This is a genomic window from Phyllobacterium sp. A18/5-2 (assembly GCF_025452215.1).
Classification (GTDB): domain Bacteria; phylum Pseudomonadota; class Alphaproteobacteria; order Rhizobiales; family Rhizobiaceae; genus Phyllobacterium; species Phyllobacterium sophorae.
This window is the reverse complement of record NZ_CP104966.1, coordinates 3,538,271-3,561,755: the sequence shown is the minus strand read 5'-3', so window position 1 is coordinate 3,561,755 and position 23,485 is coordinate 3,538,271. Positions and strand designations below refer to the sequence as shown.

20 protein-coding genes and 3 pseudogenes are annotated in these 23,485 nt (G+C 55.5%); 17 read left to right on the top strand and 6 right to left on the bottom strand.

The window, feature by feature from the left end; translation table 11 throughout:
• Positions 1–5 precede the first annotated feature (5 nt).
• Both N8E89_RS17755 and N8E89_RS17750 read right to left on the bottom strand, forming a co-directional pair.
• Positions 6–467 (bottom strand): tripartite tricarboxylate transporter TctB family protein, encoded by a 462-nt coding sequence (locus tag N8E89_RS17755; RefSeq protein WP_106663067.1) that lies wholly within the window; start codon positions 465–467, stop codon positions 6–8.
• Between the two features lie 78 nt (positions 468–545).
• Positions 546–1,523: a tripartite tricarboxylate transporter substrate binding protein BugD gene (locus tag N8E89_RS17750; RefSeq protein WP_106663068.1), complete on the bottom strand. Its 978-nt coding sequence runs from the start codon at positions 1,521–1,523 to the stop codon at positions 546–548.
• Positions 1,524–1,782: 259 nt separating this feature from the next.
• Here N8E89_RS17750 and ade point away from each other — a divergent pair, with 259 nt between their 5' ends.
• From ade to N8E89_RS17730, 4 genes are read left to right on the top strand one after another with little or no spacing between them, the layout of a single operon-like run.
• Positions 1,783–3,597 carry an adenine deaminase gene (gene ade / locus N8E89_RS17745; protein WP_106663069.1) on the top strand — a complete coding sequence of 605 codons (1,815 nt, stop codon included), beginning with the start codon at positions 1,783–1,785 and terminating at the stop codon, positions 3,595–3,597.
• Positions 3,594–4,853 (top strand): threonine ammonia-lyase IlvA, encoded by a 1,260-nt coding sequence (gene ilvA, locus N8E89_RS17740; RefSeq protein ID WP_106663070.1) that lies wholly within the window; start codon positions 3,594–3,596, stop codon positions 4,851–4,853. The genes ade and ilvA overlap by 4 nt, the downstream gene beginning before the upstream one ends.
• Positions 4,854–4,906: 53 nt before the next feature.
• Complete coding sequence (locus N8E89_RS17735) at positions 4,907–5,407, top strand: DUF1697 domain-containing protein (RefSeq protein WP_245448635.1); 501 nt, start codon at positions 4,907–4,909, stop codon at positions 5,405–5,407.
• The gene (locus tag N8E89_RS17730; protein ID WP_106663072.1) at positions 5,404–5,940 is read left to right on the top strand and encodes a DUF1697 domain-containing protein; all 537 of its coding nucleotides are present in this window, start codon (positions 5,404–5,406) and stop codon (positions 5,938–5,940) included. The genes N8E89_RS17735 and N8E89_RS17730 overlap by 4 nt, the downstream gene beginning before the upstream one ends.
• Here the strand turns inward: N8E89_RS17730 and N8E89_RS17725 are convergent.
• The gene (locus N8E89_RS17725) at positions 5,937–7,343 is read right to left on the bottom strand and encodes an aminotransferase-like domain-containing protein (RefSeq protein ID WP_245448636.1); all 1,407 of its coding nucleotides are present in this window, start codon (positions 7,341–7,343) and stop codon (positions 5,937–5,939) included. The genes N8E89_RS17730 and N8E89_RS17725 overlap by 4 nt on opposite strands.
• A 113-nt stretch (positions 7,344–7,456) precedes the next feature.
• Between N8E89_RS17725 and N8E89_RS17720 the strand changes: the two genes are divergently transcribed.
• The 8 genes from N8E89_RS17720 to N8E89_RS17685 all read left to right on the top strand — a co-directional run bounded on the left by N8E89_RS17720 (position 7,457) and on the right by N8E89_RS17685 (position 14,451).
• Positions 7,457–8,320 carry a DMT family transporter gene (locus tag N8E89_RS17720; RefSeq protein ID WP_106663074.1) on the top strand — a complete coding sequence of 288 codons (864 nt, stop codon included), beginning with the start codon at positions 7,457–7,459 and terminating at the stop codon, positions 8,318–8,320.
• A 329-nt stretch (positions 8,321–8,649) separates the two neighbouring features.
• On the top strand, positions 8,650–9,990 hold the full coding sequence (locus N8E89_RS17715) for a DEAD/DEAH box helicase (protein WP_106663338.1): 1,341 nt from the start codon (positions 8,650–8,652) through the stop codon (positions 9,988–9,990).
• Positions 9,991–10,178: 188 nt separating this feature from the next.
• Complete coding sequence (locus N8E89_RS17710; RefSeq protein WP_106663339.1) at positions 10,179–11,213, top strand: cysteine synthase A; 1,035 nt, start codon at positions 10,179–10,181, stop codon at positions 11,211–11,213.
• Positions 11,213–11,959 (top strand): alanyl-tRNA editing protein, encoded by a 747-nt coding sequence (locus N8E89_RS17705; RefSeq protein WP_106663076.1) that lies wholly within the window; start codon positions 11,213–11,215, stop codon positions 11,957–11,959. Before N8E89_RS17710 ends, N8E89_RS17705 begins: the two co-directional genes overlap by 1 nt.
• A gap of 2 nt (positions 11,960–11,961) precedes the next feature.
• Positions 11,962–12,813: a 3-mercaptopyruvate sulfurtransferase gene (sseA, locus tag N8E89_RS17700; RefSeq protein ID WP_106663340.1), complete on the top strand. Its 852-nt coding sequence runs from the start codon at positions 11,962–11,964 to the stop codon at positions 12,811–12,813.
• 3 nt (positions 12,814–12,816) lie between these two features.
• The gene (locus N8E89_RS17695; RefSeq protein WP_106663077.1) at positions 12,817–13,353 is read left to right on the top strand and encodes a GNAT family N-acetyltransferase; all 537 of its coding nucleotides are present in this window, start codon (positions 12,817–12,819) and stop codon (positions 13,351–13,353) included.
• Between the two features lie 95 nt (positions 13,354–13,448).
• Positions 13,449–13,886 (top strand): hypothetical protein, encoded by a 438-nt coding sequence (locus N8E89_RS17690; protein ID WP_146147751.1) that lies wholly within the window; start codon positions 13,449–13,451, stop codon positions 13,884–13,886.
• 91 nt (positions 13,887–13,977) lie between these two features.
• The gene (locus tag N8E89_RS17685; protein WP_106663079.1) at positions 13,978–14,451 is read left to right on the top strand and encodes a DUF1203 domain-containing protein; all 474 of its coding nucleotides are present in this window, start codon (positions 13,978–13,980) and stop codon (positions 14,449–14,451) included.
• Between the two features lie 48 nt (positions 14,452–14,499).
• On the opposite strand, the pseudogene ald reads toward N8E89_RS17685, so the two are convergent.
• Positions 14,500–15,614 (bottom strand): annotated as a pseudogene (gene ald / locus N8E89_RS17680) (alanine dehydrogenase).
• A gap of 154 nt (positions 15,615–15,768) precedes the next feature.
• On the opposite strand from ald, the pseudogene N8E89_RS17675 reads away from it, so the two are divergent.
• Positions 15,769–16,255, top strand: a pseudogene (locus N8E89_RS17675) (Lrp/AsnC family transcriptional regulator).
• Between the two features lie 149 nt (positions 16,256–16,404).
• Here N8E89_RS17675 and N8E89_RS17670 read toward each other — a convergent pair.
• Both N8E89_RS17670 and N8E89_RS17665 read right to left on the bottom strand, forming a co-directional pair.
• On the bottom strand, positions 16,405–16,764 hold the full coding sequence (locus N8E89_RS17670) for a hypothetical protein (RefSeq protein WP_106663082.1): 360 nt from the start codon (positions 16,762–16,764) through the stop codon (positions 16,405–16,407).
• Positions 16,761–17,632 (bottom strand): annotated as a pseudogene (locus N8E89_RS17665) (class I SAM-dependent methyltransferase). The gene N8E89_RS17670 and the pseudogene N8E89_RS17665 overlap by 4 nt, the downstream one beginning before the upstream one ends.
• A gap of 890 nt (positions 17,633–18,522) precedes the next feature.
• Between N8E89_RS17665 and N8E89_RS17660 the strand changes: the two are divergent.
• From N8E89_RS17660 to N8E89_RS17645, 4 genes are all read left to right on the top strand, one after another.
• Positions 18,523–19,029, top strand: coding sequence for a Csu type fimbrial protein (locus N8E89_RS17660; protein ID WP_106663084.1), 507 nt, complete (start codon positions 18,523–18,525; stop codon positions 19,027–19,029).
• A gap of 117 nt (positions 19,030–19,146) precedes the next feature.
• Positions 19,147–19,887 carry a fimbrial biogenesis chaperone gene (locus N8E89_RS17655; RefSeq protein WP_262260629.1) on the top strand — a complete coding sequence of 247 codons (741 nt, stop codon included), beginning with the start codon at positions 19,147–19,149 and terminating at the stop codon, positions 19,885–19,887.
• A gap of 123 nt (positions 19,888–20,010) precedes the next feature.
• A complete protein-coding gene (locus tag N8E89_RS17650; protein WP_262260627.1) occupies positions 20,011–22,266 on the top strand; it encodes a fimbria/pilus outer membrane usher protein in 2,256 nt (751 codons plus the stop codon).
• Positions 22,263–23,210, top strand: coding sequence for a Csu type fimbrial protein (locus N8E89_RS17645; RefSeq protein ID WP_262260625.1), 948 nt, complete (start codon positions 22,263–22,265; stop codon positions 23,208–23,210). Before N8E89_RS17650 ends, N8E89_RS17645 begins: the two co-directional genes overlap by 4 nt.
• Positions 23,211–23,485 lie beyond the last annotated feature (275 nt).

Genomic DNA, 23,485 nt, shown 5'->3' with positions numbered 1-23,485 from the left:
CGCCCTTACTGTCCGAGCCAGGGGCCAAAGCGCCGGAAGGGCAGGCCGAGGGCATAGCTGAATACGATGACGGAAAAGAGTGTCAGTCCACCGACAAGGAGGAGCGCCGTACCAGGGCGCATCTTCGTGCTGGCAAATGCCGCAAGGAGGGCGGTGAGAAATAGCGACGGAACAAAGCCGAGGCCACGAACGGTCAGGCCGAAAAAAATAGGCGCCGGCAAAATAAACAGTATACCACGCCAGGCGATGGGGCCCATTGGTTCATGCTCGACCTGCGTGCCCTGAATGATGACGACAATGCCAAGCAACACAAGCATGCCCGCCAGAACCAGCGGAAAGTAACCGGGACCCATACGGAATGCTGTCCCGAGTTCAAGTCCATAGGCTTGTATGGCGAAGAACAAGCCAACGAGTATGAACAACACGCCACAAATCAGGTCACGCGAACTGAAGCTCAACGATTTCATACCGCCCCTCCCGCCGTCTTACGGCAATTTTTATAAAAAAGGGTCAGAAATGATCTATGGTTTCTGACCCCTTGTGGATCAATCAGCGTATTGACCAGCGGCTTCAATGACCGGTTTCCAACGGGTGACTTCGCTTTCAAGCTTTGACTTAAGGCCTGCGGGCGTTGCTTCCGCATCGGTTACCGGTACGGTTCCGAGCTCAGCAAAACGCGACACGATATTGGGGTCTTTCAACGCCTTTTGAAGCGATGCTGACAGCTTCTGCGTAACCTCCCCGGGCGTCCCCTTTGGAGCATAAATGCCGTGCCAGATACCAACTTCGAGTCCAGGCAATCCAGCTTCAGCAACGGTGGGGAGATCGGGAAGGGCGTCGAGCCGTTTGGCCGATGTAACCGCGTAAGCCTTGACCGTGCCGCCCTTGATCTGTTTTGTCGTGTTGGTGGTCTGATCACACATCAGATCCACTTGACCGCCAAGAAGATCAGTCATGGCCGGGCCCGTGCCCTTGTACGGAACGGTCACCAGCGACGTTTTGATTTCGCTCATGAACAACATGCCGCACAAATGAGACGCGGCGCCGATACCGGCATTCGCAAGGCTCACCTTGTCGGCATTTGCCTTCACGTATTCGACCAGGCCCTTGAGGTCGGTTGGTTCGAAATCCTTTCTGGCGACGATGGTCATGGGCACGTCGGTGACGAGGCCGACATATTCGAAAGCGTTGAGCGTATCGTAAGGAAGCTTGCGATAGAGCGTAGCGCTCGTCGCCATGCCGATGTGATGGAGCAAAAGCGTATATCCATCCGGCTCGGCCTTGGCCACCTGAGATGCTCCAAGCGTACCGCCCGCGCCGCCAACGTTCTCAACGATGATTTGCTGATCAAGATCTTTGGACATGGATTCAGCAACAAGGCGCGTTACCGTGTCGGTTGGACCGCCAGCCGCGAACGGCACGACCATTGTGATGCTGCGCTCAGGGTAGCCTTGGGCGTTTGCTGCTCCCGAGAGCAGGGCCAAGACTGCTGTGGCAGCTAGCGAAATAGCGAGTTTGTGCATTAATGTTCCTCCCAGAATAATGCTCGAAACGGCTTCAGCGCACCTTCGTCGTCGACGCCATCAATATCTTTTCTCCTGCGATATTGGCAGCTTCGACTTCGGCGCGTAGCATTCATGCTATCGGACGTAACCACGGCTGGTATGTCAAGCAATTCATGGGGTTCGTGAATATTTTTGACAATTGGACTGTGAACAACGTCGCGAGGTCCGTTTTCGTGTATGCATCGTTCCTACCCATTGAATGACTAGAGGTAACGCAATGAGCAAACAGGCAAGAGCCGGCAACCGACCGCAGTCTTGGACGCAATCAGCATCCCTGCTGGTGGATGTTGCCATGGGCCGAAGCCACGCGGATATCGTGGTGCGTAACGGTCGTCTTGTCAGCGTCTATTCCGGGGAAATCATTGCGGGCATCGATATTGCCATTGTGGCAGGTAGGTTTGCCTTCGTCGGCCATGGGGCGACCCATTGTATTGGGCCCAAAACCAAGGTGGTGGATGCCGGAGGGCGCTATCTGATACCTGGTCTCTGTGACGCGCATATGCATGTCGAAAGCGGGATGGTTACGGTCACCGAATTCACACGTGCGGTCATTCCCCATGGCACAACATCAATGTTCATCGACCCGCACGAAATTGCCAATGTATTGGGCCTTGAGGGCGTGCGGTTGATGCATGACGAAGCGCTGGCCATGCCCATCAATGTTCACGTGCAGATGCCAAGCTGTGTTCCTTCGGCGCCAGGGCTGGAGCATGCCGGTGCTGCCATCACTCCGGCTGACGTTGCAGAGGCTATGACCTGGCCAAATATTATCGGGCTAGGTGAGGTTATGAACTTTCCGGGCGTCGCAAACAACGATGCCACAATGCGCGGCGGCATTGATGCAACCGTAAAATCGGGCAAGACCGTCGGTGGTCACTTTGCTTCACCGGAGCTTGGCCGGGCATTCCATGGTTACGTTGCGGGTGGTCCCGAGGATGACCATGAGGGCACGCGGATGGAGGATGCGATTGCTCGCGTGCGCCAGGGCATGCGGGCAATGCTGCGTCTTGGGTCGGCCTGGTACGATGTTGCCAGCCAGATCAAAGCCGTGACGGAGCAGGGGCTGGATCCACGCAATTTCATATTGTGCACCGATGATAGCCATTCGGGCACGCTGGTGAATGAAGGTCACATGGACCGCGTCGTTCGTCATGCGATTGCGCAAGGATTGAAACCGGTGACCGCAATTCAGATGGCGACCTTGAACACGGCACAGCATTTCCGGCTGGAGCGCGAAATTGGCTCGATCACGCCAGGGCGCCTTGCAGATTTCCTGATCGTGTCGGATCTTGCGAACCTGACGATCGATCGCGTTTACGCGCGAGGATTGCTCGTGGCCGAGCAGGGCAAACTTGTTATTGAAATACCGGCATATAACTATCCCTCATTCGCCAAGAATACGATCAAACTTGGCAAGAAATTGAATGCCAAGGATTTCGATATCAAGGCGCCCAAACCCACCAAACATGTCACTGCGCGGGTGATCGGCGTGATTGAAAATCAGGCGCCTACCAAGGCACTGGAAGCTGACCTCTCCGTATCCGACGGCATCGTCCAGATGGACCGGCGGAACGATGTCTGCCAGATTGCCCTTGTCGAACGCCACCGTGGAACAGGTGCAGTGGTCAACGGCTTCGTTTCCGGCTTTGGTTATACGCTTGATTGCGCCATGGCTTCGACTGTCGCCCATGACAGCCACCATATGATCGTGGTCGGCACAAACAAGGAAGATATGGCAAAGGCTGCCAATAGGCTTGGTCAAGTCGGAGGTGGCGTTGTGCTGTTTTCCAAGGGCCGCGAACTTGCCCTGGTGGAAATGCCTATCGCGGGTCTCATGTCCGACCAGCGTGCGGAAATAGTCGCGGGGAAGGCCGACAAGCTGGTCAGCGCCATGCGTGCGATGGGCTGCAGCCTCAATAATGCCTACATGCAGCATTCGCTGCTGGCGCTGGTGGTCATACCGGAATTGCGCATTTCGGATGTCGGGATTATCGATGTAAGGACATTCGAGAAGGTTGACCTGTTCCTATGACTGCTTTCATCAAGGCCGTGGACCGCGCAACGGAAAAGATGCGTGTGCTATTCCCGGAAACGCCGCTGCAACTCAATCACTATCTGTCCCATAAATACGGTGCGCAAATCTGGCTGAAGCGCGAAGATCTATCGCCGGTACGCTCCTACAAGATCAGGGGCGCATTCAACTTCATTTCCCACTATCTGAACGAACACAAGTCCGGGAGCCCGATTTTCGTTTGTGCGTCTGCCGGTAATCATGCCCAAGGTTTTGCCTTCATTTGCCGGCATTTTGCCAAGAAGGGTGTCGTCTTCATGCCCGTGACGACGCCGCAGCAGAAGATAGACAAGACACGCAGTTTTGGCGGCGAATTCATCGAGATCCGCCTTGTTGGCGATATTTTCGACCAATGCTATTCCGCAGCGCAGGATTATGCTGCCGAGTCGAGTGCAGTGATGGTACCGCCCTTCGATCACATGGATATCATCACCGGGCAGGCTACTGTGGCGCATGAGATCGCTGCGCAGCTACCGGACAAGCGCAAACCGGATTTGATGATCCTGCCTGTTGGCGGAGGCGGCCTCTCCGGTGGCGTTACGCGCTATCTGGCTGATCTTGGCTGGGAAACGCGCTTCCGCTTCGTAGAACCCGCCGGCGCGCCAAGCCTGAAGCGCAGTCTTGAAGCCGGTAAGCGCGTCAAGCTTGATACCGTCGATAATTTCGTCGATGGCGCTGCCGTTGCTGAAATCGGGCGGGAAAACTTCAAACTTCTCAAGGGCTTCACGGCAGATTCTGTTACTTTGATTCCAGAAAATCGACTGAGCTCGACAATCCTGGAAATGCTCAACGTTGAAGGGATCGTCGTAGAGCCAGCGGGCGCTTTGGCAATAGACGCGCTCAAGGACTTCAAGAAGAGCGATATCAAGGGCAAGCGGATTGTCCTCGTCATTTCCGGCAGCAATTTCGATTTCGAGAGGCTGCCCGAATTGAAGGAGCGGTCGCTGCGCTACGAGGGTTTGAAGAAATACTTCATTTTCCGCTTTCCTCAGAGGCCAGGGGCGTTGCGCTCGTTTCTTGATCTGCTGGGCCCGGAGGACGACGTTGCACGTTTCGAATACCTCAAGAAATCGGCACGCAATTTCGGGTCCGTGCTGATCGGTATTGAAACGAAAAACAAGGTCAATTTCGACACCTTGTTCAAACGGTTTGACGAAGCCGGCTGGGCTTATCAAGACATCACTGACAATGAAAGCATCGCGGGACTGATTATTTAAGGAGGCAGATGGCGACTTATATCGTTCTGTTTCGAGGCGTCGGCGGCGCGACGTTGCTGCCCGTTCAGCCATTGAAAACGGCCCTGATCGAAGGCGGGTTTGAACGCGTCGCTACCTATATCAATACCGGCAATGTCGTTCTTATTTCGGACGCGAGACCCAAGGTTATCGTACAACGGATTGCTGCTATTGCCTTGGAAAAATTTGCTTTTTCCAAGGCAATCATGATCCTCAGCAAACCCCAATGGAAAAAACTCATCGCTGACAATCCTTTCCCGGAACACGCCGGGGAGGGCGACAAGCTGCATGCATTTCTCATGGAGAAGAAGCCGGACGATGAAGCCGTCAAGGCGCTGGAACGCAAAGCGATTGGATTGCCTGAGCAATTCAGGATCGGCGGCAAGGTGCTGTACTATTACCCGCCACAGGGCGCTTCCCAGTCCAAATTACACGGAAAGATTGAATCCACACTAAGAGTCACCACTACGGCGCGCAACTGGAATACAGTTTTGAAACTTGAGCAGTTGGCCGACAAGCTGGAGAAGACTTCATGACGACTTATATTGTGCTTTTCCGTGGCATCAATGTCGGAGGGAAACGGGTCGTGAAAATGGAAACGCTCCGGACCCTGCTGATCAAGGCAGGTTTCACTGATGTGAGAACCTATATTCAGAGCGGAAATGTCGTTCTGGCGTCAAACCAAACGGCGCGGCGTATCAACGAGACCATTTCAGCTTTGTTTTCGAAAGCATTCGGCTTCGAATCACGCATATCTATTCGTAACGTTGATGAGTGGAATTGCATGGTTGCCAAGAATCCTTACCCGGAAGCCAGTGAAAGCGCCAAATCCCTTCATGCAGTCATTCTCGACGGTGATCCGACTGACGCGGCGCTGGCGGATTTTACCAGCAAGGCCAGCGGGAAGGAGAGTTTCACCTTGAGAAACCGCGTACTCTATCTTTATACGCCTGATGGCTTCGGCACGTCCAAGCTTGCCCTCGCCCTCGACAATGCGTTGAAGGTGCCACTGACCGCGCGCAACTGGCGCACTGTCCTGATGCTTCAGGAGATTGCGGCTTCAATCTAGGGGGACATGAGCGCGCTTTGCAGAACCTGAAAAATGTGCGGATCCGTGCACTGCGCTACGTTGAATCGCATATAGGAATTTGCCGATTGCGATTGGCTGAAGACATTGCCAGGCGCAAAAATGATCCCTTCTGCGAGTCCGTATCGAGCGATTTTTGCGGCGTCGGCACCATCCGGCAGTTTGCTCCATAGAAACATGCCACCCTGCGGTTCGATCCATGGCGTAAGGCCAAGCGCCTTCAATCGGACGCCGGTTTCGCTCATGCTTCGTGCCAGTCGCGTCCGCAAAGCATCCATGTGTTTGCGGTAAGTGCCATCTTTCAGCATGAAGAGTACGAGCTCGGCCGATAATTGCCCGCCGCCGAAGGACGTCGCAATACGGATATCTACAAGTCCTTCGATCCAGTCCCGGCGCGCTGCTATAAAGCCGCAGCGAATGGACGCCGACAGTGATTTGGAGAAACTGCCAATATGTACGACCCGGTCGAGCCCATCGAAAGCGGCAAGGCGAGGGGCAGGCTCATGTTCGAAATCGGCAAAGATGTCGTCTTCGATGATTGTGAGATCATGTTGTTCGGCGAGCTTGAGCAGCCGATGTGCAGTGACAGGGGAGATCACAGCACCTGTCGGGTTATGCAAAGCGGAATTGGTAATGTAGAGACGCGGGTGATGTTCATGCAGCGCCTCGGCAAAGCGCTCGAGATCGGGGCCGGCGGGCGTATATGGTACTCCGATTACCTTGGCGCGATGTGCCTTGAGCAAAGCGTGAAAATTGAAATAGCAGGGATCATCAACGATGACCGCGTCGCCAGGCTCAATCAGGAACCGGCAGAGCAGGTCGATAGCCTGCGTTCCGGATTCCGTCAGCATGACCTGATCGGGCGCGGCTTCAACGCCGTGTTCGGCCATGCGCCGTGACAGGAGTTGGCGTAGCGGTTTCAGCCCAAGCGGAGATGCATAATCTGTCAGGGAGGCATTATCGGCTCTTGCCAAAGCCCGCAGGGCACGGCGAATACCTTGTTCTGGCATCCATAAGGGAGGTAGCCAGCCGCAGCCGGGCTTTGCCATGTCTGCGCTGGCATCGAGTGACATCCGCGACACCCAGAGTGGGTCGATAGCACGGTCCAGCTGGGGCTCGATTTCCGTCAACGACAGTGGTGGCAGATGTCCGGCCACGTAAAAACCGGATCCGCGTCTCGACTGGATGACGCCTTCGGCTGCCAGCCGGTCATAAGCCTCCACGATCGTCGACTTCGAGACCTCCATGGTTGACGCAAGGCTGCGGATTGAGGGCAGCTTGGCGCCCGGTGTCAGGGTTCGTCCGGCGATGCGCTGGCGGATCGCGTGCATCACACGCTCAACCAGCGTACCACCCACATGATTGGCAGCAAACTTCATATCCATCTGTATTGCTGACCTTTCCATTACAGTTCTTAAGGATTGTACTGCACCGTATCTGGAAAATCCATGTTCGAAGGCCGATACGACGATAAAAATATGATGGCTGGATGAAAAATATGGACAAGATAACGAATGGCTGGATCAATGGCTTCGTGGGCGTACTGATCTTCAGCGGATCGCTGCCGGCTACACGCGCCGCCGTTGCGGATTTCGACCCCATTTTTTTGACGAGCGCTCGTGCCACCATCGCTGCGGCGCTGGCACTAGCATTGCTGCTTGCCTTTCGTGAAAAGCGCCCGACAAAGGCCGATCTCGGCCCGCTATTTATCACAGCGATGGGTGTGGTTGTCGGGTTTCCGCTACTGACAGCTCTGGCACTGCGTCACATCACTTCGGCACATTCCATTGTGTTTGTTGGTCTTCTGCCGCTTGCAACCGCTATATTTGGCGTCTTGCGTGCGGGTGAACGCATGCGTCCGCTGTTCTGGCTGTTTTCCTGTCTCGGCAGCCTGCTCGTTGCCGGTTTTGCGCTGACGCAGAATCTCTCCGCGTCGTTGACCGGGGATCTCCTGATGTTTGCCGCGATTGTCGTTTGCGGCCTTGGTTATGCCGAAGGAGCCCAGCTCTCACGCAGACTTGGGGGCTGGCAGGTCATTTGCTGGGCGCTTGTTCTTTCGTTGCCGGTCATGCTGCCGCTTACGCTTTATATACTGCCCGAGAACTGGAGCGGCATTGGTGAGCCAGCATGGATTGGCCTTTTCTACGTCTCGCTATTCTCGATGCTGATTGGCTTTATCTTCTGGTATCGCGGTCTCGCACAGGGCGGAATCGCGGCCGTCGGTCAGCTGCAATTACTGCAGCCATTCTTCGGCCTCGTTCTTGCTGCAACGCTGTTGCATGAGCCCGTGGGCTGGCCGATGATCATTGTCACCATGGCGGTCATCCTGTGCGTTGCGGGTGCCAAGCGGTTCGCCAAATAATTCCGTCGTTTTGCGTTGCACAATAAAATCGTTTGCTTTTTAGCGCAAGAAAGCCCATATGCCGTTCAGGCGCTTGGACCGGTCAATCCGGACTTCCGAACTAGGACTTGTGGCGTCTGAGACCCATCCGCATGATGCGGAGGGCACGGCTGCGCAAGTCGCATGGAACCACAAGCCTTTGGCATATGGTTTTCCGCGTCTCGTCGTTCATCCAGAAATTGTTGCACGCAGGTTGCGCCCTGTGATGCGTTGTGTGGCCCGCGATAATCCGCGCTGGCCAGTGAAAGAAGATTGAATTGGAAACTATTGAAACAAACGGCTTTGCGGCCATGGGTCTGAATGCCATCCTGCTGAAAGCAGTCGAGGCTGCCGGAATGGCTACTCCCAAGCCGATCCAGGCACAGGCCATCCCGGCACAGCTTGCAGGTCAGGACATTCTCGGCATCGCCCAGACGGGTTCTGGCAAGACAGCAGCTTTTGCTCTGCCAATCCTGCAGAAGATCATCACTATCGGTGACAAGCGCAAGGGCAAGACGGCGCGCGCGCTGGTCCTTGCGCCAACCCGCGAACTTGCCGTGCAGATCGAAGAAACGTTCCGCACCTTGGCGAAAGGCGCACATATCTCGACCGCTCTCGTCCTTGGCGGCGTTTCGCGTATTGCGCAGATCAATAAGATGCAGGCCGGTGTCGATGTCCTGATCGCAACCCCCGGCCGGTTGACCGACCTTGTTCGTGACAACCGCGTCGATCTATCCGAGACGCGTTGGCTTGTGCTCGACGAGGCCGACCGCATGCTCGATATGGGGTTCATCAACGACGTGAAGCGTATCGCCAAGGGCACGCATCGCGATCGCCAGACCGCGCTGTTTTCGGCGACCATGCCCCAGGAAGTGGCAACGCTGGCAGCCACCCTGTTACGTAATCCGGTTCGCGTTGAAGTCGCACCGCAGGGCACTACGGCTGCCGAAATCAAGCAGGTCGTGCATATGATCCCGACCAAGCAGAAGAAGCAGGTTCTCTCTGCCATGCTTAAGGACGAGACCTTGGCTTCGGTCATCGTTTTCACCCGCACCAAGCATGGTGCTGATGCTGTGACGCGGGTCCTCGAGAAGGACGGCTATGACGTTGCCGCCATTCACGGCAATAAGTCGCAGAATGCACGCCAGCGCGCGTTGAACGGCTTCAAGGATGGTTCTGTGCGCGTTCTCGTCGCCACCGATATTGCAGCACGCGGTATCGATGTCGTTGGTATCAGCCATGTGATCAATTTCGACCTGCCAGACGAACCAGAGAGCTACGTTCACCGCATCGGCCGTACCGGTCGTAACGGTGCATCGGGCTCGGCAATCACATTGTACGATCCTGCAGAAGAGAGCTCAAAGCTGAAGGCGGTTGAACGCGTCACGCGGATGCGCCTTCCGATGCATGATTCCCCAATCGATCTGTCTAGCTTGCCGGCTCGTGCAGCCAATAGCGACCAGCGTCCACCACGCCGCGAAGGCGGCACTGGCGCACCTGGCAAGAAGCCGCACCGCGGTCAGTCTGCCGGTTCCGGTAAGCCGCGCGAGGCGCGCGGCGAAAAGATCTGGAGCAACGACGGTGGCGCGCCGGCGCAAAAGCGTCCCTTCCGCCGCAACAAGCGCAAGAGCTTTGGCGCCAAAGCCGCCTAGGCGTCCTCGCCAACGACTTTCCGGCCGTCAGCACATCGTGTTGGCGGCTTTTTATTTGCTGGTTCCCTTCGATCAACTTGTTCCACCAAAACAAATAACCGCATATCGTCCAGTTTGAGGAATTCTGCGCTTGAACGCCTTCCCCGGGGCAAATAGGTTCAGTTCCAACAGAATGAAGGACTATGCGCATGTTTGATTCAGTGATCGACACCATCGGAAACACACCGCTCATTCGCATGAAGAAAGCGTCCGACCTCACCGGTTGCGAAATTTACGGCAAGGCCGAGTTCTTGAATCCAGGCCAGTCAGTCAAGGACCGCGCGGCGCTCTATATTATCCGCGACGCTGAAAAGCGTGGACTGCTCAGGCCCGGCGGCGTAATTGTCGAGGGCACGGCCGGTAATACCGGCATCGGCCTCACCATGGTCGCCAAAGCATTGGGCTACCGCACCGTTATCGTGATCCCCGAAACCCAAAGCCAGGAAAAGAAGGATGCGTTGCGGTTGCTCGGCGCGGAGCTTGTTGAGGTGCCTGCTGTTCCCTACAAGAACCCGGACAATTATGTGAAAGTCTCCGGCCGTCTTGCGGAGCAGATGGCGAAAACCGAGCCGAATGGTGCGATCTGGGCAAATCAGTTCGACAATGTCGTCAATCGCCAGGCGCATGTGGAAACCACGGCACAGGAAATCTGGCGTGATACGAATGGCAAGGTGGACGGATTCATCTGTGCTGTTGGCTCTGGCGGCACGCTGGCCGGCGTTGCCCAAGGGCTGAAAGTCAGGGATGCGTCAATCAGGATCGGGCTTGCTGATCCGCTCGGTGCGGCGCTCTATTCCTATTATACGACGGGTGAATTCAAGGCCGAGGGAAGTTCGATAACCGAAGGTATCGGGCAGGGGCGCGTTACGGCCAATCTCGAAGGCTTTGCGCCAGACTTTTCGTACCAAATCCCGGATGCGGAAGCATTGGAAGTGGTGTTCGATCTGGTGACGGAAGAGGGGCTTTGTCTCGGCGGCTCGTCCGGCATCAATGTTGCCGGTGCAATCCGCATGGCGCGCGATATGGGGCCAGATCACATCATTGTCACGGTCCTCTGCGATTACGGCAACCGCTATCAATCAAAGATGTTTAACCCCGAGTTCCTGCGTTCCAAGGATTTGCCTGTGCCGGCATGGATGGAGGCGAAGACCAACATACCGGTTCCGTTCGAGAATAAATCCTGATGGCGTACGACACGATGATCCTTTTCCGCGACGATTCCTACATGAAGGAAATCGACGCGACGGTGCTCGCGATCAATGAACGCGGCGGCATTCTAATGGACCGGACGGTGTTTTACGCAACCTCGGGCGGCCAGCCTGGCGATACGGGCATGTTTATTCGCTCCGATGGCTCGACCATCGCAATAGCGGCAACCGTGACTGGCGAAACTAAGGATGAGATCATCCATGTGCCGACACCTGATCAGCCTGTTCCTGCAATTGGTGAAAGATTACGCCTGCGCCTCGATTGGGACCGGCGTTACAAGCTGATGCGAATGCATGCAGCATGCCATTTGCTCAGTGTCGTCTGCCCGTTTCCGATAACCGGCGCGGCGGTTGGCGAGGATGACAGCCGCGTGGATTTTGATTTACCGGATGCAGGCGTGACCAAGGAAGGCGTAACCGCGAAACTGATGGAATTGGTCAATGCCAATCATCCCATCTTCACACGTTGGATCACGGATGAAGAACTGGCCGCCAATCCGGGCCTGATAAAATCCAAGAATGTGCGTCCACCAATGGGCACTGGACGCATCAGGCTGGTGTGCATCGGCGAGAATGCTTCAGTGGATTCTCAGCCCTGCGGGGGAACGCATGTCGCTACCACTGGCGAAGTCGGAGCGATCCACATCGGAAAAATTGAAAAGAAGGGCAAGGAAAACCGGCGGTTCCGTATCCGCTTTGGTACCTCGCCGGAAGGAGAATGAACGTGTCGGACAAGAGCGCTTTTGTGGTTTCCCCCGAATGGTTGCAAGAGCGTCTGGATCAACCGGGCCTCAGCATTCTCGATGCATCCTGGTATTTCCCATTCCAGAATCGAGACGCCAAGGCGGAATATGATGCGGCGCACATTCCAGGCGCCGTCTTTTTCGACCACGAGAAACTGTCAGATTCCGACTCATCGCTACCGCACACCTTGCTAAAGCCGGAAGCTTTTGCGGCAGCCGTCAGCAGCATGGGGATCACAAATGACGATACGATTGTTGTTTATGATGGTCCGGGGATGCACACATCGCCACGCGTCTGGTGGATGTTCCGGACAATGGGCGCGACGAGTGTATTCGTGCTCGACGGAGGTTTTGAAAACTGGAAGAAGGCCGGCAGGCCGGTTACCAATGCGGTGACCAAGATCGCGCCATCTGCCTTTGTGCCCAAATTCGATGCTGCCAAGGTGGCGAGCTTTGCCGACATGCGCAAGATCGTCGAGAATGGTTCGCGGCAGATCGCCGATGCCCGCGCTGCCGGCCGCTTCAAGGGTGTTGATCCGGAGCCGCGGGAAGGGTTGCGCTCGGGGCACATGCCGGGCGCGCGTAATGTCCCTTCATCAAGCTTGGCTGATAACGGATATCTGAAAGATATCAGTGCTCTAAGACAAGTTCTGGATGAGGCTGGTGTTGACCTGTCACGACCAATTGTGACGAGTTGTGGATCGGGCATTACGGCGGCCGTCATTACGCTCGCACTCGAATCCCTCGGTCACAACGACAATATGCTTTATGATGGGTCTTGGACTGAGTGGGGCGGAAACAAGGACACACCGGTCGTTACCGGGGATGCATGAGTCATGACCGACGCAGCAAAGCCACGAATTTTGAGAACGCGGGTTACGCACTTGGAAATGACGGAGCGGCCGACCCAGTCTGTGCCGACGCCTGTCAGCTTCAAGCTCGCATTGATGCGGGCCACGAAGATTTCGCTGCCATTCTACCGTTTTCTCTACGAGCAGGTCGGAAAACCGCACCATTGGTCGGTGCACCGCAACCTGAGTGATGAGGATTTGGCAGCAATCATTCATCGCGACAATATCGATATTCACGTTCTGTACGCCGACGGATCGCCAGCAGGCTTCTTCGAACTTGTGCTCGACGAAGCGCAAGGCGTCGCCGAAATTCTGTATTTCGGCCTGGTTCCGGAGTTCCAGGGAAGGGGCCTGGCCAAGTTCTTTCTGAATGAGGCGATCTCGACAGCATGGATGAGTAGCCCGCAAAAGGTGATCATCGAAACCAATACACTCGATAGTCCGCGTGCATTGCAAATGTACCAGAGGATGGGGTTCAAGCCCGTCAGTTTTGCAGAAGCGGAAATCGAAGCCTGGAATTAGTCTTCGATATCGTCTTGTTTCCACCTTAAGTTGTATAGCGGGGCGCCTAGAATCTCTCTATCAGCTCTTCATAGAAGGGTTTCAGGGGGATTGAAATGAATTTGAAGCAAGTATTGTTGACCGTGACGGCAGTTTCGTCAGGACTATCAGCTGCCGGTTGCCAAACATCGGAACTCACAAGCACCCGTACCGGGTCGTCTGCCTTTACGATATCTGCAAAATCAGGGCACAAAACTGGACTTTTAAGCAACTATATGGTCAATCCAGACTGTTCCAGCGGCAAAGTCCCTGATTTCAAAGTTGCAGCAGCTCCCGCAAATGGAACGGTTGATCTCTGGCGAGGGGCGGTTTCTCCTTTCTTCGCACAAGGTCATTCGCTGCAAAAGTGTAACGTGCGCAAAATTGCAGCGGTCGGTGCTTTCTACACCTCCAAATCAGGTTTTGTTGGTACCGATAAAGTGGTTGTTTCGAGCAAGGCGCCCGGCAGTGATGTTTATAGTTATGTCACTGTCCATATTAACGTTGCGAAATAAGACACCGCTTCCATCCGATGCTTTTCCTGCAAGAATCGGGTGGTTTCATGCGAAATTGAGGTGTTTCCTTGCTCCAACAAAGGAGGCACTCATGAGCACGATCCGATTTATTGCAATGCCCACCACGCTCGCCCGTCACTATCAGGCGGGCGGTCCTGATGCCAATGGCCAGACACCGGAGGTCCAAATCTCGGACGGAGATGGCGTGCCCTGCAGGCACTGTCTGCACAATGTGAACGCAGGTGATAAATATCTCGTCCTTTCACACCGGCCGTTTCCGGCACCGCAGCCCTATGCGGAAACGGGGCCGATCTTCCTGCACGCGGATGAATGTGAGCGCTATGGAGAGACGACGGAAATGCCGGAGATGTTTCGTGAAAGTCGTGACTACATCCTGCGCGGCTATTCGTGCCAGGACAGGATCGTCTACGGAACCGGCGGAGTGATCAAGACCAATGACATACCGGATCGGGCAGAAGAGCTGCTGAAACGCGACGATGTCGCTTACGTCCACATGCGCTCGGCAAGGAACAATTGCTTCCAGTGCCGGATCGATTTGGCATAAAAAAGCCCGGACGTGTGTCCGGGCCCTTCTAAATTTTATGCAATAATATCAGGCGGCTATTGCCGCTTTTGCTTCAACCATCTCAAGACCGAGTGCCTCGGCGACAGCCTGATTGGTGATGCGGCCCTTGTGGACGTTGAGACCATTGCGCAGGTGCGGATTGTCGACAAGCGCCTTGACGCCCCGGTCGGCCAGCTGCAGACCATATTGCAAGGTGGCGTTATTGAGCGCATGGGCCGAGGTGACTGGAACGGCACCGGGCATATTTGCGACGCAGTAGTGGATGACGCCGTCGACCTCATAGGTCGGCTCCGAATGGGTCGTGGCGTGGGATGTTTCAAAGCATCCGCCCTGATCGATGGCGACATCGACAATGACGGCGCCTTTCTTCATGCCCGACAGCATTTCGCGGGTCACCAGCTTGGGTGCCGCAGCGCCCGGGATGAGAACGGCGCCGACGACGATATCGGCGGAAAACACTTCTTCATCAAGGGCTTCTATGGTCGAGTAGCGGGTGTGAATGCGGCCGCGGAACAGGTCGTCGAGCTGACGCAGACGCGGAATCGAGCGGTCGAGGATTGTCACGTCGGCGCCGAGGCCCGTTGCCATCATTGCCGCATTGATGCCGACAACACCGCCGCCGATGATGGTCACCTTGCCGGGTAGCACGCCAGGCACGCCGCCGAGGAGCACACCGCGTCCGCCATTGGCCTTCTGCAATGCGGTCGCACCGGCCTGGATGGCGAGGCGTCCGGCAACTTCCGACATCGGCGCAAGCAATGGCAGGCCGCCGCGATCGTCCGTTACAGTTTCGTAGGCAATAGCAGTGACGCCAGAGGCGAGGAGACCTTTGTCTGCTCCGGATCTGGAGCAAGATGAAGATATGTATAAAGAATCTGTCCGTCGCGAAGCTGCGTCCATTCGCTTGGCTGCGGCTCTTTTACTTTAACGATCATGTCAGATTGTGCGAATACTTCTTCAGCAGTCTTGGCAATCTTTGCGCCTGCTGCCTGATAGGCTCCGTCGTCGGCGCCTATTCCAATGCCAGCTCCGGACTGGACGATGACCTGATGGCCATGGGCGATATATTCGCGTACGGCCCCCGGAGTGAGACCGACGCGATATTCATGGTTTTTGATTTCCTTCGGGCAGCCAACGCGCATAACGCCTCCTGATAGTGTTTATAAGTGTTCCCGTTTGAGGCAAATATCACATCACGAGATCGCGTCGCATGTCCTTGCCAAGAAGCCTCGACTGGCTTGCATTTTTCGAATAATCTTGCGCGAAACAACACATCTGCCGAAGAAAGCTCGAACAATGTCATTAGACAGGATTGATATCGCCATACTCGACAACCTGCAGAAGGATGGCCGCATGTCGAATGCGACACTGGCCGAAAAAGGTGGGCCTGTCGCAATCTGCCTGTTCACGGCGATTGGATATATTGGAGAAGTCGGGCGTCATCCGCGGGTACCATGCGCGGCTCTCAAACAAGATGCTCGGGCACCCGGTCATCGTAATCGTCAATATTTCACTTTCCGGTCAAGCCGATAAACAACTTCGTGAATTCGAAACGGCAGTAAAGCGATGTCCAAATGTTCTTGTTTGTTACCTTATGTCTGGCGAATATGATTATTTGCTTCGCATTGCTGCGAGGGATCTTGAAGACTACGAGCGTATACACAAATTCTGGCTCTCGGCCATGCCGCATGTGACGAAAATCAATTCTTCATTTGCGCTGCGCGAAGTCGCGGACCGCACCGGCCTCGGCGTCGAAACCGCGCTTATCGATGTCGCAAGCTAGGGTACGCTTCAACTAGATACACCTATTTTTCTCGCGATGATTGATAAGCTTTGGCCATAATCGCACGTTCTTTGGCAAGAATCGGCGGTTCACGGGTGAGATTCGATTATTTTGGTGGAAGATTGTCCCGGCAGCTACCCAGATGGTGTTCACTCCGCGGCGAATGCTTTCTTGATCTTGGCAGGCGCCTTGGCGTGCCAGGCAAGTTTGATGCGGTGCGCAAGTTCCGCGTCGGATACAGCGTCCAGGTGCATCAAGATGTAGGGCCAGCCCTTGTAGTGGTCGGTCTCGAAATAGATGTTCGGCACGTTTTCCATGAGGAGAGGTTTTTCCTCCAGCGGACAGTGAATGGCGAAGGTATCCTTATCCTTCAAACGACCGAGAAAGGATGTCTTCACTTTCAACGAGGGCGTACCGTGGGTGGTGCTGCGCACGAGTTCGGGAAGGTTCAGTCCGTTGGCGATAGCCCAGACGCGGTCAAAGGCTTCATCGAATGTATCGGTTGTCATGATTTATAGAATACCTGGCGCACATCGATATATTCTGAACGGAACCCCGCCTCACAATAGAAGAGATAAAATTCCCAAAGCCTCTTGAAGCGACCATCAAAGCCGAGGTGCCGTAACCGGTCCCATGAACCCCAAAACCGCTGGCGCCATTCGGCAAGCGTCCTGGCATAATCCTGCGGAAAGACATTCTCGCGATAGATATCGAGGCCGAAGTCCTTGCCAAGTTTTTCAGCTTCTCCGGCGTCGGCAACATGCCACCGGGGAAAACATAGCGTTGAATGAAATCCGGCCGCTTGCGATAGCGATCGAAGGATTTGTCGTTGATGGTGATGATCTGCATGCCGGCGCTGCCGCCGGGATTGAGGCAGTCCTTAACCTTGCCGAAAAATACCGGCCAGTATTTCTCACCGACCGCCTCGAACATTTCGATCGAGGCGATGTGGTCATACTTTCCCTTCTCGTCACGATAGTCCTGAAATTTGATCTCCACCTTGTCCGAGAGCCCGGCCTTCTGCATGCGTTGTGTCGCATATTCGAATTGCTCGCGACTGATGGTAAGCCCGGTCACATGCGCACCAACCTCACGTGCAGCATACTCGGCAAAGCCACCCCATCCACAGCCAATTTCCAGCACTTTGCTTCCAGGGGTAATTCCGATGTTGCGGGCGAGGGCGCGATATTTTGCGGTTTGCGCACTTTCAAGATCGTTGGCGCCTTCGCCATACAGCGCCGAGGAATACGTCATCGTCGGATCGAGCCATTCGCGATAGAAGGCGTTGCCGAGATCGTAATGCGCCGAGATGTTTTTGCGCGACCGGGTCCGGGTATTTTCGTTAAGCCAATGGCGTAGCCGCTGGACAGTGTTCATGAACCAGTTTGAACCGCCCGCAAGATCCTCGCCAACCTGTTCGTTGACCACGAAGAGTTCCAGGAAGGTCGCGACGTCAGGACTTTCCCAATCGCCATCCATATAAGATTCGGCCAAGCCGATTGTGCCGCCAGAAAAGGCTCGGCGGGGTAAATTCCAATTGTGCAGGACCACCGCGGCATCGGGACCCGTTTGTCCGCCGCCCACCTTGAAGACACGCTTGTCCGGTGTGGTGATGGTCAGCGTGCCACGTGGCAGATGAGCAGCGGCGCGCAATGCAGCCTGGGCCTTCAGCGGGAGGCCCCTCACTGCCGTGCCGACGTTTTCAGGCGTCAGCAGTTTGAGCTGCGCCAGTGTTCCGGAAGAAGCGTTCCTTGTCTTATTCGTCATCTGTTCGATCTTTCACTCTGCCGGCTCAATATTTGCCGCCAAAAGACAAATGTTCAAGATGTATTCATTCATGAGCTGTCCCGGCAGAACATGCGTACTCCACAGCAAATTGGATCATCTGTAAATGCGGCGGTGCTTTTTCGCACTCACCCATGCGGGATACAACTATCCGGCAGGTCCTGACCCTAAAACGTGGTTCACCAAGTAGATGCAAAACATAAAACGCACTTTTGAGGTCAATTATAATGCAACCTTATTCAACTGTAAGTAGAAACTTCTTGATCGGTCGTGGGTTTATCAGTTAACCAATCGAAGGTTTTCGCAATGACGGCAATAAAGTGCCGATAATTATTTGAGAACTAGAAATTTTTGTTGCAAGACCGTGCCGATCTATAATACATTTTAAATGTATGGTCCGTTAGAATCGGAAAATAATTACTGAGATATTATTGCTGATCGAGAGATTGTTGTATCACATCGGATTATTTAAAGGAGGTTCAATGAGTTTCAGCATTTTGCCAAACCGTGCCGTATTGATGGGCTTTGCTGCTGTTTTGGGCATTTCCAGCCCAGCTTTGGCGGTCACGGTGACAGGAAGTTTCACGGTCAAGATCAACATAAATGCCGAGTGCAGGGTGGTATCATCCGAGGAACACAATTTTGAAGGACGTGGTATCATAGACCAAAATATTGATACGCAGAGCGCCATTAAAGTGCAATGCACGAGCGGGACGCCTTACAGTGTGGGTCTCGGGCTTGGAATTGGGGCAGGCGCAACGCTTGCAGCCCGTAAAATGACTGGGCCAGGTAATGCCACGATCAACTACAATCTTTACCGGGATGCGGCCTTTACGGAAGTCTGGGGGACGACGGCTGCTACCGATACATTGTCCGGAACAGGAAACGGAGTGGAGCAGTCCATTCCCGTTTACGGGCGGGTTCCAGCGCAGTCCACGTCAGCGACCGGTGCCTACTCCGATACGGTAGCGGTAGCCGTCACTTACTAAGAGACTGGTTTGCGGAAATCATCCTGACGGACAGGATAGTTTTTTGGTTCTCGCCAAATGCTTCGTCGGGCTGATTTTCCGGTAGGTCTATCGGGTTAATTTCATACTGGAGATCGAATGCGAACCGTGCTTTATGGCATTGGGGTGATGGGCCTTGTGCTTTTTGCGGGTGTTGTCCAGGCGGCCTCCCTGCGCGTATCCCCCACCAATCTCGAAATGACAGTGCCCGGCAGTGCCGGGATCCTCACGTTGACCAACGAAGCAAAACGTCCGATCAATGTGCAGATAAGAGTGTTCCGCTGGACGCAGGTAAACGGTGCTGAACAGCTCGACCCCACCAATGACGTGGTGGTCAGTCCGCCTTCCACCAGTCTTTCCGCGAACAAGGATTATGCAATCCGCGTGCTTCGCGTGGCGAAGAAACCGGTCGTGGGTGAAGAGAGCTACCGAGTTATCGTTGATGAGTTGCCCGATCCTTCGCGCAAGAAGGCCGGAGCGGTTACCCTTGTCGTGCGCTATTCAATACCGGTTTTCTTCAAGGATCAGGACGCAACGCCACCAAAGGTCGACTGGGGGATTGCCAAAACGAAAGGGTCGCTGGTGCTCACTGCCCGTAACACGGGTGACATGCGGCTCAGGCTTGCCGATGTGCAACTGACCCAGCAGGGCCGTGTGCTCGGCGCGCGCGAGGGGCTCGTCGGTTACGTGCTGGGCGGCGCAAGCATGCAGTGGCCCATTGCCGGCGGGCATTCGGTTTCCGCGGGATCAATCGGGCTGAAGGCGCAAAGCGAGATCCGGGTTGTTGAATGCCGATATTGCGATCAGCGGCCGTTAGGCTGGGGGCGATTATTTGCATGAGTTTGTGTCCGCCTTCCTTGTTGCAGGCGCAGGAGCCAGGGGGGAGACGCGCCGGGTCATACGCAATCGCAAAACGCCGGGACAAAGGACCTCTATCTGGAGGTCTTCATCAACGGTGATTCCATGAAAATGATTGGTGCATTCAAGCAATTGCCTGACGGCGCGCTGGTAGCGCGACCCGAGGAGCTGCGAGAGGTGGGCCTTGAGCCGAATGGCAAGGCGGCCGCTCCTGACGGATCGATCAGGATCGATCGATTGCCAGGTGTCGGATACCGGATCGAGGCCGAAACACAGCGCCTTTACTTCACGACTCCAGATGCAGGGCGTGCGGCCAAGGTCATCGACATCAATCCGGAGCCTGATAAGGAGCGCCAAAAGCCCCAATCCAGCTATGGGGCAGTGCTGAATTATTCGCTGTTTGCCAGCACGGACAATTTGATGGACGGGAATGTGAAGCCGTTCCAGGGCATTTCCGGCGGCTTCGATGCGCGATTCTTCAGTCCCTATGGAACACTCAGCCAGTCGTTTACCGCAAGCGCCTCAGACGGCGAACTGCAGGGCGTACGCAGACTGAATACGACCTGGAGCACTTCCGATCCCGACCGGCTGATAACCTATCGTGCCGGAGATTTCGTTTCCGGCGGCTTGTCATGGACCCGCCCGGTCTTTCTGGGCGGCATGCAGATCCAGCGGAATTTCACGCTGCGGCCGGACCTGGTGACGCTGCCAGTCCCGATACTCGCCGGAACCGCAGCGGTTCCTTCAACGCTTGAGGTCTATACGCAGAACGTCAAGACCTATAGCGGTGCGGTGCCGTCCGGTCCGTTCGAGGTGACGAATTTCCCCGTTTTTTCAGGGCAGGGCGAGGCGCAGATCGTGCTGCGTGATACGCTTGGCCGCGAGACCAGGACGACGTTGCCGTTCTATTCATCGAGCCTGCTGCTGGGTCAGGGCCTGATCGACTTTTCTACCGAGGCCGGATTTCCCCGGCGCAATTACGGCACCGAATCGAATGACTATGCCGGCGAACTGATGGGTGTGGCAACTGTCCGGTATGGCCTGACCAACTGGTTGACGCTGGAAGGTCATTTCGAAGGTGGCGCCGATCTTCAAAATGGCGGGATCGGAGCGGCGTTTCCGCTCGGTGCCTATGGGGTCGGCTCTCTTGCAGCAGCCGGGAGCAACCACGCGGGCGATTCGGGCATGATCCTCAACGGCTCGGTGGAACTCACCTGGAACAACCAGTATACGGTATTTGCCCGCCTGCAGCAGGCGTTTGGCAACTATGACGATATCGCTTCGGTTTCTGCGGATGACCAGCTTCTTCCCGTGTTCGACCAGAGCGGCATTCCTTTTTTCAGTGCGCGCGTACCCCGGACACTTGCGCAGGTGACCCTTTCCACGCCGGGCCTATTCGATCGCAGCAATCTCAACTTTTCCTATACACAACTGGATTTCGATAGCCAGAACAACAGCAAGATCGCCGGTGTCTCCTACAGCCAATCCCTGTTCCGGAACAGTTCATTGTATGCGACTGGCTTCATGGACCTCGAAGACAGCGACAGTTTCGGCATTTTCGCCGGACTGACCGTTCCGTTCGACAACGGTATCAACATTTCGACCGGTTATGAGCAGACGTCCGATGGGCCGGCGGGCTTTCTCGACATCGCAAAGCCGGAACGGCAGGAGGTGGGAAGCCATGGCTGGCGCTTGCGGACGAGCGAGGGCGATATGCCAGACCGGTCCGCAGCCGCCAGTTATCGCGGCCGATATGCCCGCGTGGAAGGCAGCGTGCAGCAATTCGACGACACTGTGCGGGCCAATGCGCAGGTCGATGGCGCGGTCGCTGTCGCGGCGGGTGGTGTCTTCGCGACCAACCGGATCGACGACGCATTTGCGGTGGTCAATGTCGGAGCGCCGGATGTGGAGGTTTCCTTCGAGAACCGGTCCGCGGGGCGCACGAATGGCAGCGGCCGGCTTCTGGTGCCAAACCTTAGATCCTGGGAGCCCAATACGGTTGCCATCGATCCACGGAACCTGCCTGTCGATGCCAGTGTCGGTTCTACTCGCGACGTGGTCGTTCCGGCCGACCGCAGCGGCGTGGTCATTGATTTCAATGTAGTCAGGACAACCGCATCGGCGCTGGTCAGCCTCGTGGACCCAAGCGGCAAGCCGCTGGAGGCCGGGCTGCGCGGGCACGTCGACGGCTCCGGCGAGGAATTCTTCATCGGCTATGACGGCGAAGCCTATATCGGGGCGCTCGGCGCTCAGAACAGCATTGTTGTCGATCTCCTCGATGGCAGGAGTTGCCGGGCGCGGTTTTCATACCAGGCGCAGCAAGGAACGCAGATCAAGATCAAGCAGGTGGTGTGTTCATGAAACGCAATTTGATCGGCTTATGCCTTTTCATATGTCTGAACCTTCTGCCGGCTGCCGCCCTGGCGCAAATATGTACGTTCACAACGACCAACATGGTGTTTTCGGGAAGTCCGCTGCCCGGCGCCGCTATCAATGGGACCGCGACCCTTACGGCAATCTGTTCCGCGCCCCTCAGTCTGGTGCGCCGCGTTCTGATCTGTCCCAATCTCAATGCAGGCAGTGGCGGTACAATTGGCCCGTTCCGGCTGATGACCGGCGGGGGATCGCTTGCGTATCAGCTCTATAGCGATCCAGCGCGGCAAGTCGTCTGGGGCTCGTGGATTTGGGCACTCACGCCACGCCCGCCGGAAATCTTCGTCGACGTTCCGCTTCTTGGACTCGGAACGACCACGACGACAATATATGGTCAGGTTCGCGCCAACCAGCCGACGGCGCCCGTCGGCAGCTATTCATCGGCATTTTCCGCAGCGCAGACCCCGTTCCGCTATCGCTACAATGACAACAATGGATGCGCAAATCCCGCGGGCATTCAGGGGACCACCAGCTTCACGGTCAGCCTCCAGACCGCCAAGGATTGCCTCGTTTCCGCCCATGATATCGATTTTGGCAATCGCGGCGTGCTGAGTTCCAATATCGATCAGGATGGACAGGTAACGGTGACATGCTCTCCGTTGACGCCCTACGTCGTGGCGCTCGGCCCCGGCGGCGCCAATGCCGGTCCGACTGCACGAAGAATGACCAAAGGGGCGGAATCCATTACCTATGGACTTTACCGCAATGCGGTAAGAAATCTTGCCTGGGGGGATACTGCCGGCAGCGACACGGCGAGCCAAACAGGCACGGGTCATGCTCAGAACCTGCCGGTCCATGCACGTATCCCGCCGCAGACGACACCGACGCCAGGCGCCTATAGCGACACGATCGTCGTTACCGTTACTTATTGACGTACGGGAACATTCGGTTGGCGAGCAAAAATCCATTTTGTTGACGCGATGGTCCAATATCACCCATACCCATACCCACGCTTGCGTATATAGTGTGAGGCGATGCAATTACTGGTTGATATGTTAGACTTAAGTAAAAGGCGATATTCGTGCTTAGGTTGAGTTGTTCTATATTGGCAGCTTGAAAGCTTGGATTAGTCTTAATATTTCGAATCTTTTTGCCGATTTTCTGTTGACATGGACGCTATCCACGTCGTAGGCGAAATACTTATTAA

What these genes read in the sequence shown, in the direction of transcription:
- ilvA (WP_106663070.1), top strand. Translation starts at nt 3,594, where the DNA reads ATGACTGCTTTCATCAAGGCCGTGGACCGCGCAACGGAAAAGATGCGT.
- N8E89_RS17750 (WP_106663068.1), bottom strand. Translation starts at nt 1,523, where the DNA reads ATGCACAAACTCGCTATTTCGCTAGCTGCCACAGCAGTCTTGGCCCTG.
- N8E89_RS17650 (WP_262260627.1), top strand. Translation starts at nt 20,011, where the DNA reads ATGAAAATGATTGGTGCATTCAAGCAATTGCCTGACGGCGCGCTGGTA.
- N8E89_RS17660 (WP_106663084.1), top strand. Translation starts at nt 18,523, where the DNA reads ATGAGTTTCAGCATTTTGCCAAACCGTGCCGTATTGATGGGCTTTGCT.
- ade (WP_106663069.1), top strand. Translation starts at nt 1,783, where the DNA reads ATGAGCAAACAGGCAAGAGCCGGCAACCGACCGCAGTCTTGGACGCAA.
- N8E89_RS17730 (WP_106663072.1), top strand. Translation starts at nt 5,404, where the DNA reads ATGACGACTTATATTGTGCTTTTCCGTGGCATCAATGTCGGAGGGAAA.
- N8E89_RS17645 (WP_262260625.1), top strand. Translation starts at nt 22,263, where the DNA reads ATGAAACGCAATTTGATCGGCTTATGCCTTTTCATATGTCTGAACCTT.
- N8E89_RS17695 (WP_106663077.1), top strand. Translation starts at nt 12,817, where the DNA reads ATGACCGACGCAGCAAAGCCACGAATTTTGAGAACGCGGGTTACGCAC.
- N8E89_RS17655 (WP_262260629.1), top strand. Translation starts at nt 19,147, where the DNA reads ATGCGAACCGTGCTTTATGGCATTGGGGTGATGGGCCTTGTGCTTTTT.
- N8E89_RS17685 (WP_106663079.1), top strand. Translation starts at nt 13,978, where the DNA reads ATGAGCACGATCCGATTTATTGCAATGCCCACCACGCTCGCCCGTCAC.
- N8E89_RS17690 (WP_146147751.1), top strand. Translation starts at nt 13,449, where the DNA reads ATGAATTTGAAGCAAGTATTGTTGACCGTGACGGCAGTTTCGTCAGGA.
- N8E89_RS17755 (WP_106663067.1), bottom strand. Translation starts at nt 467, where the DNA reads ATGAAATCGTTGAGCTTCAGTTCGCGTGACCTGATTTGTGGCGTGTTG.
- N8E89_RS17710 (WP_106663339.1), top strand. Translation starts at nt 10,179, where the DNA reads ATGTTTGATTCAGTGATCGACACCATCGGAAACACACCGCTCATTCGC.
- N8E89_RS17715 (WP_106663338.1), top strand. Translation starts at nt 8,650, where the DNA reads ATGGGTCTGAATGCCATCCTGCTGAAAGCAGTCGAGGCTGCCGGAATG.
- N8E89_RS17720 (WP_106663074.1), top strand. Translation starts at nt 7,457, where the DNA reads ATGGACAAGATAACGAATGGCTGGATCAATGGCTTCGTGGGCGTACTG.
- N8E89_RS17670 (WP_106663082.1), bottom strand. Translation starts at nt 16,764, where the DNA reads ATGACAACCGATACATTCGATGAAGCCTTTGACCGCGTCTGGGCTATC.
- N8E89_RS17705 (WP_106663076.1), top strand. Translation starts at nt 11,213, where the DNA reads ATGGCGTACGACACGATGATCCTTTTCCGCGACGATTCCTACATGAAG.
- N8E89_RS17725 (WP_245448636.1), bottom strand. Translation starts at nt 7,343, where the DNA reads ATGGATATGAAGTTTGCTGCCAATCATGTGGGTGGTACGCTGGTTGAG.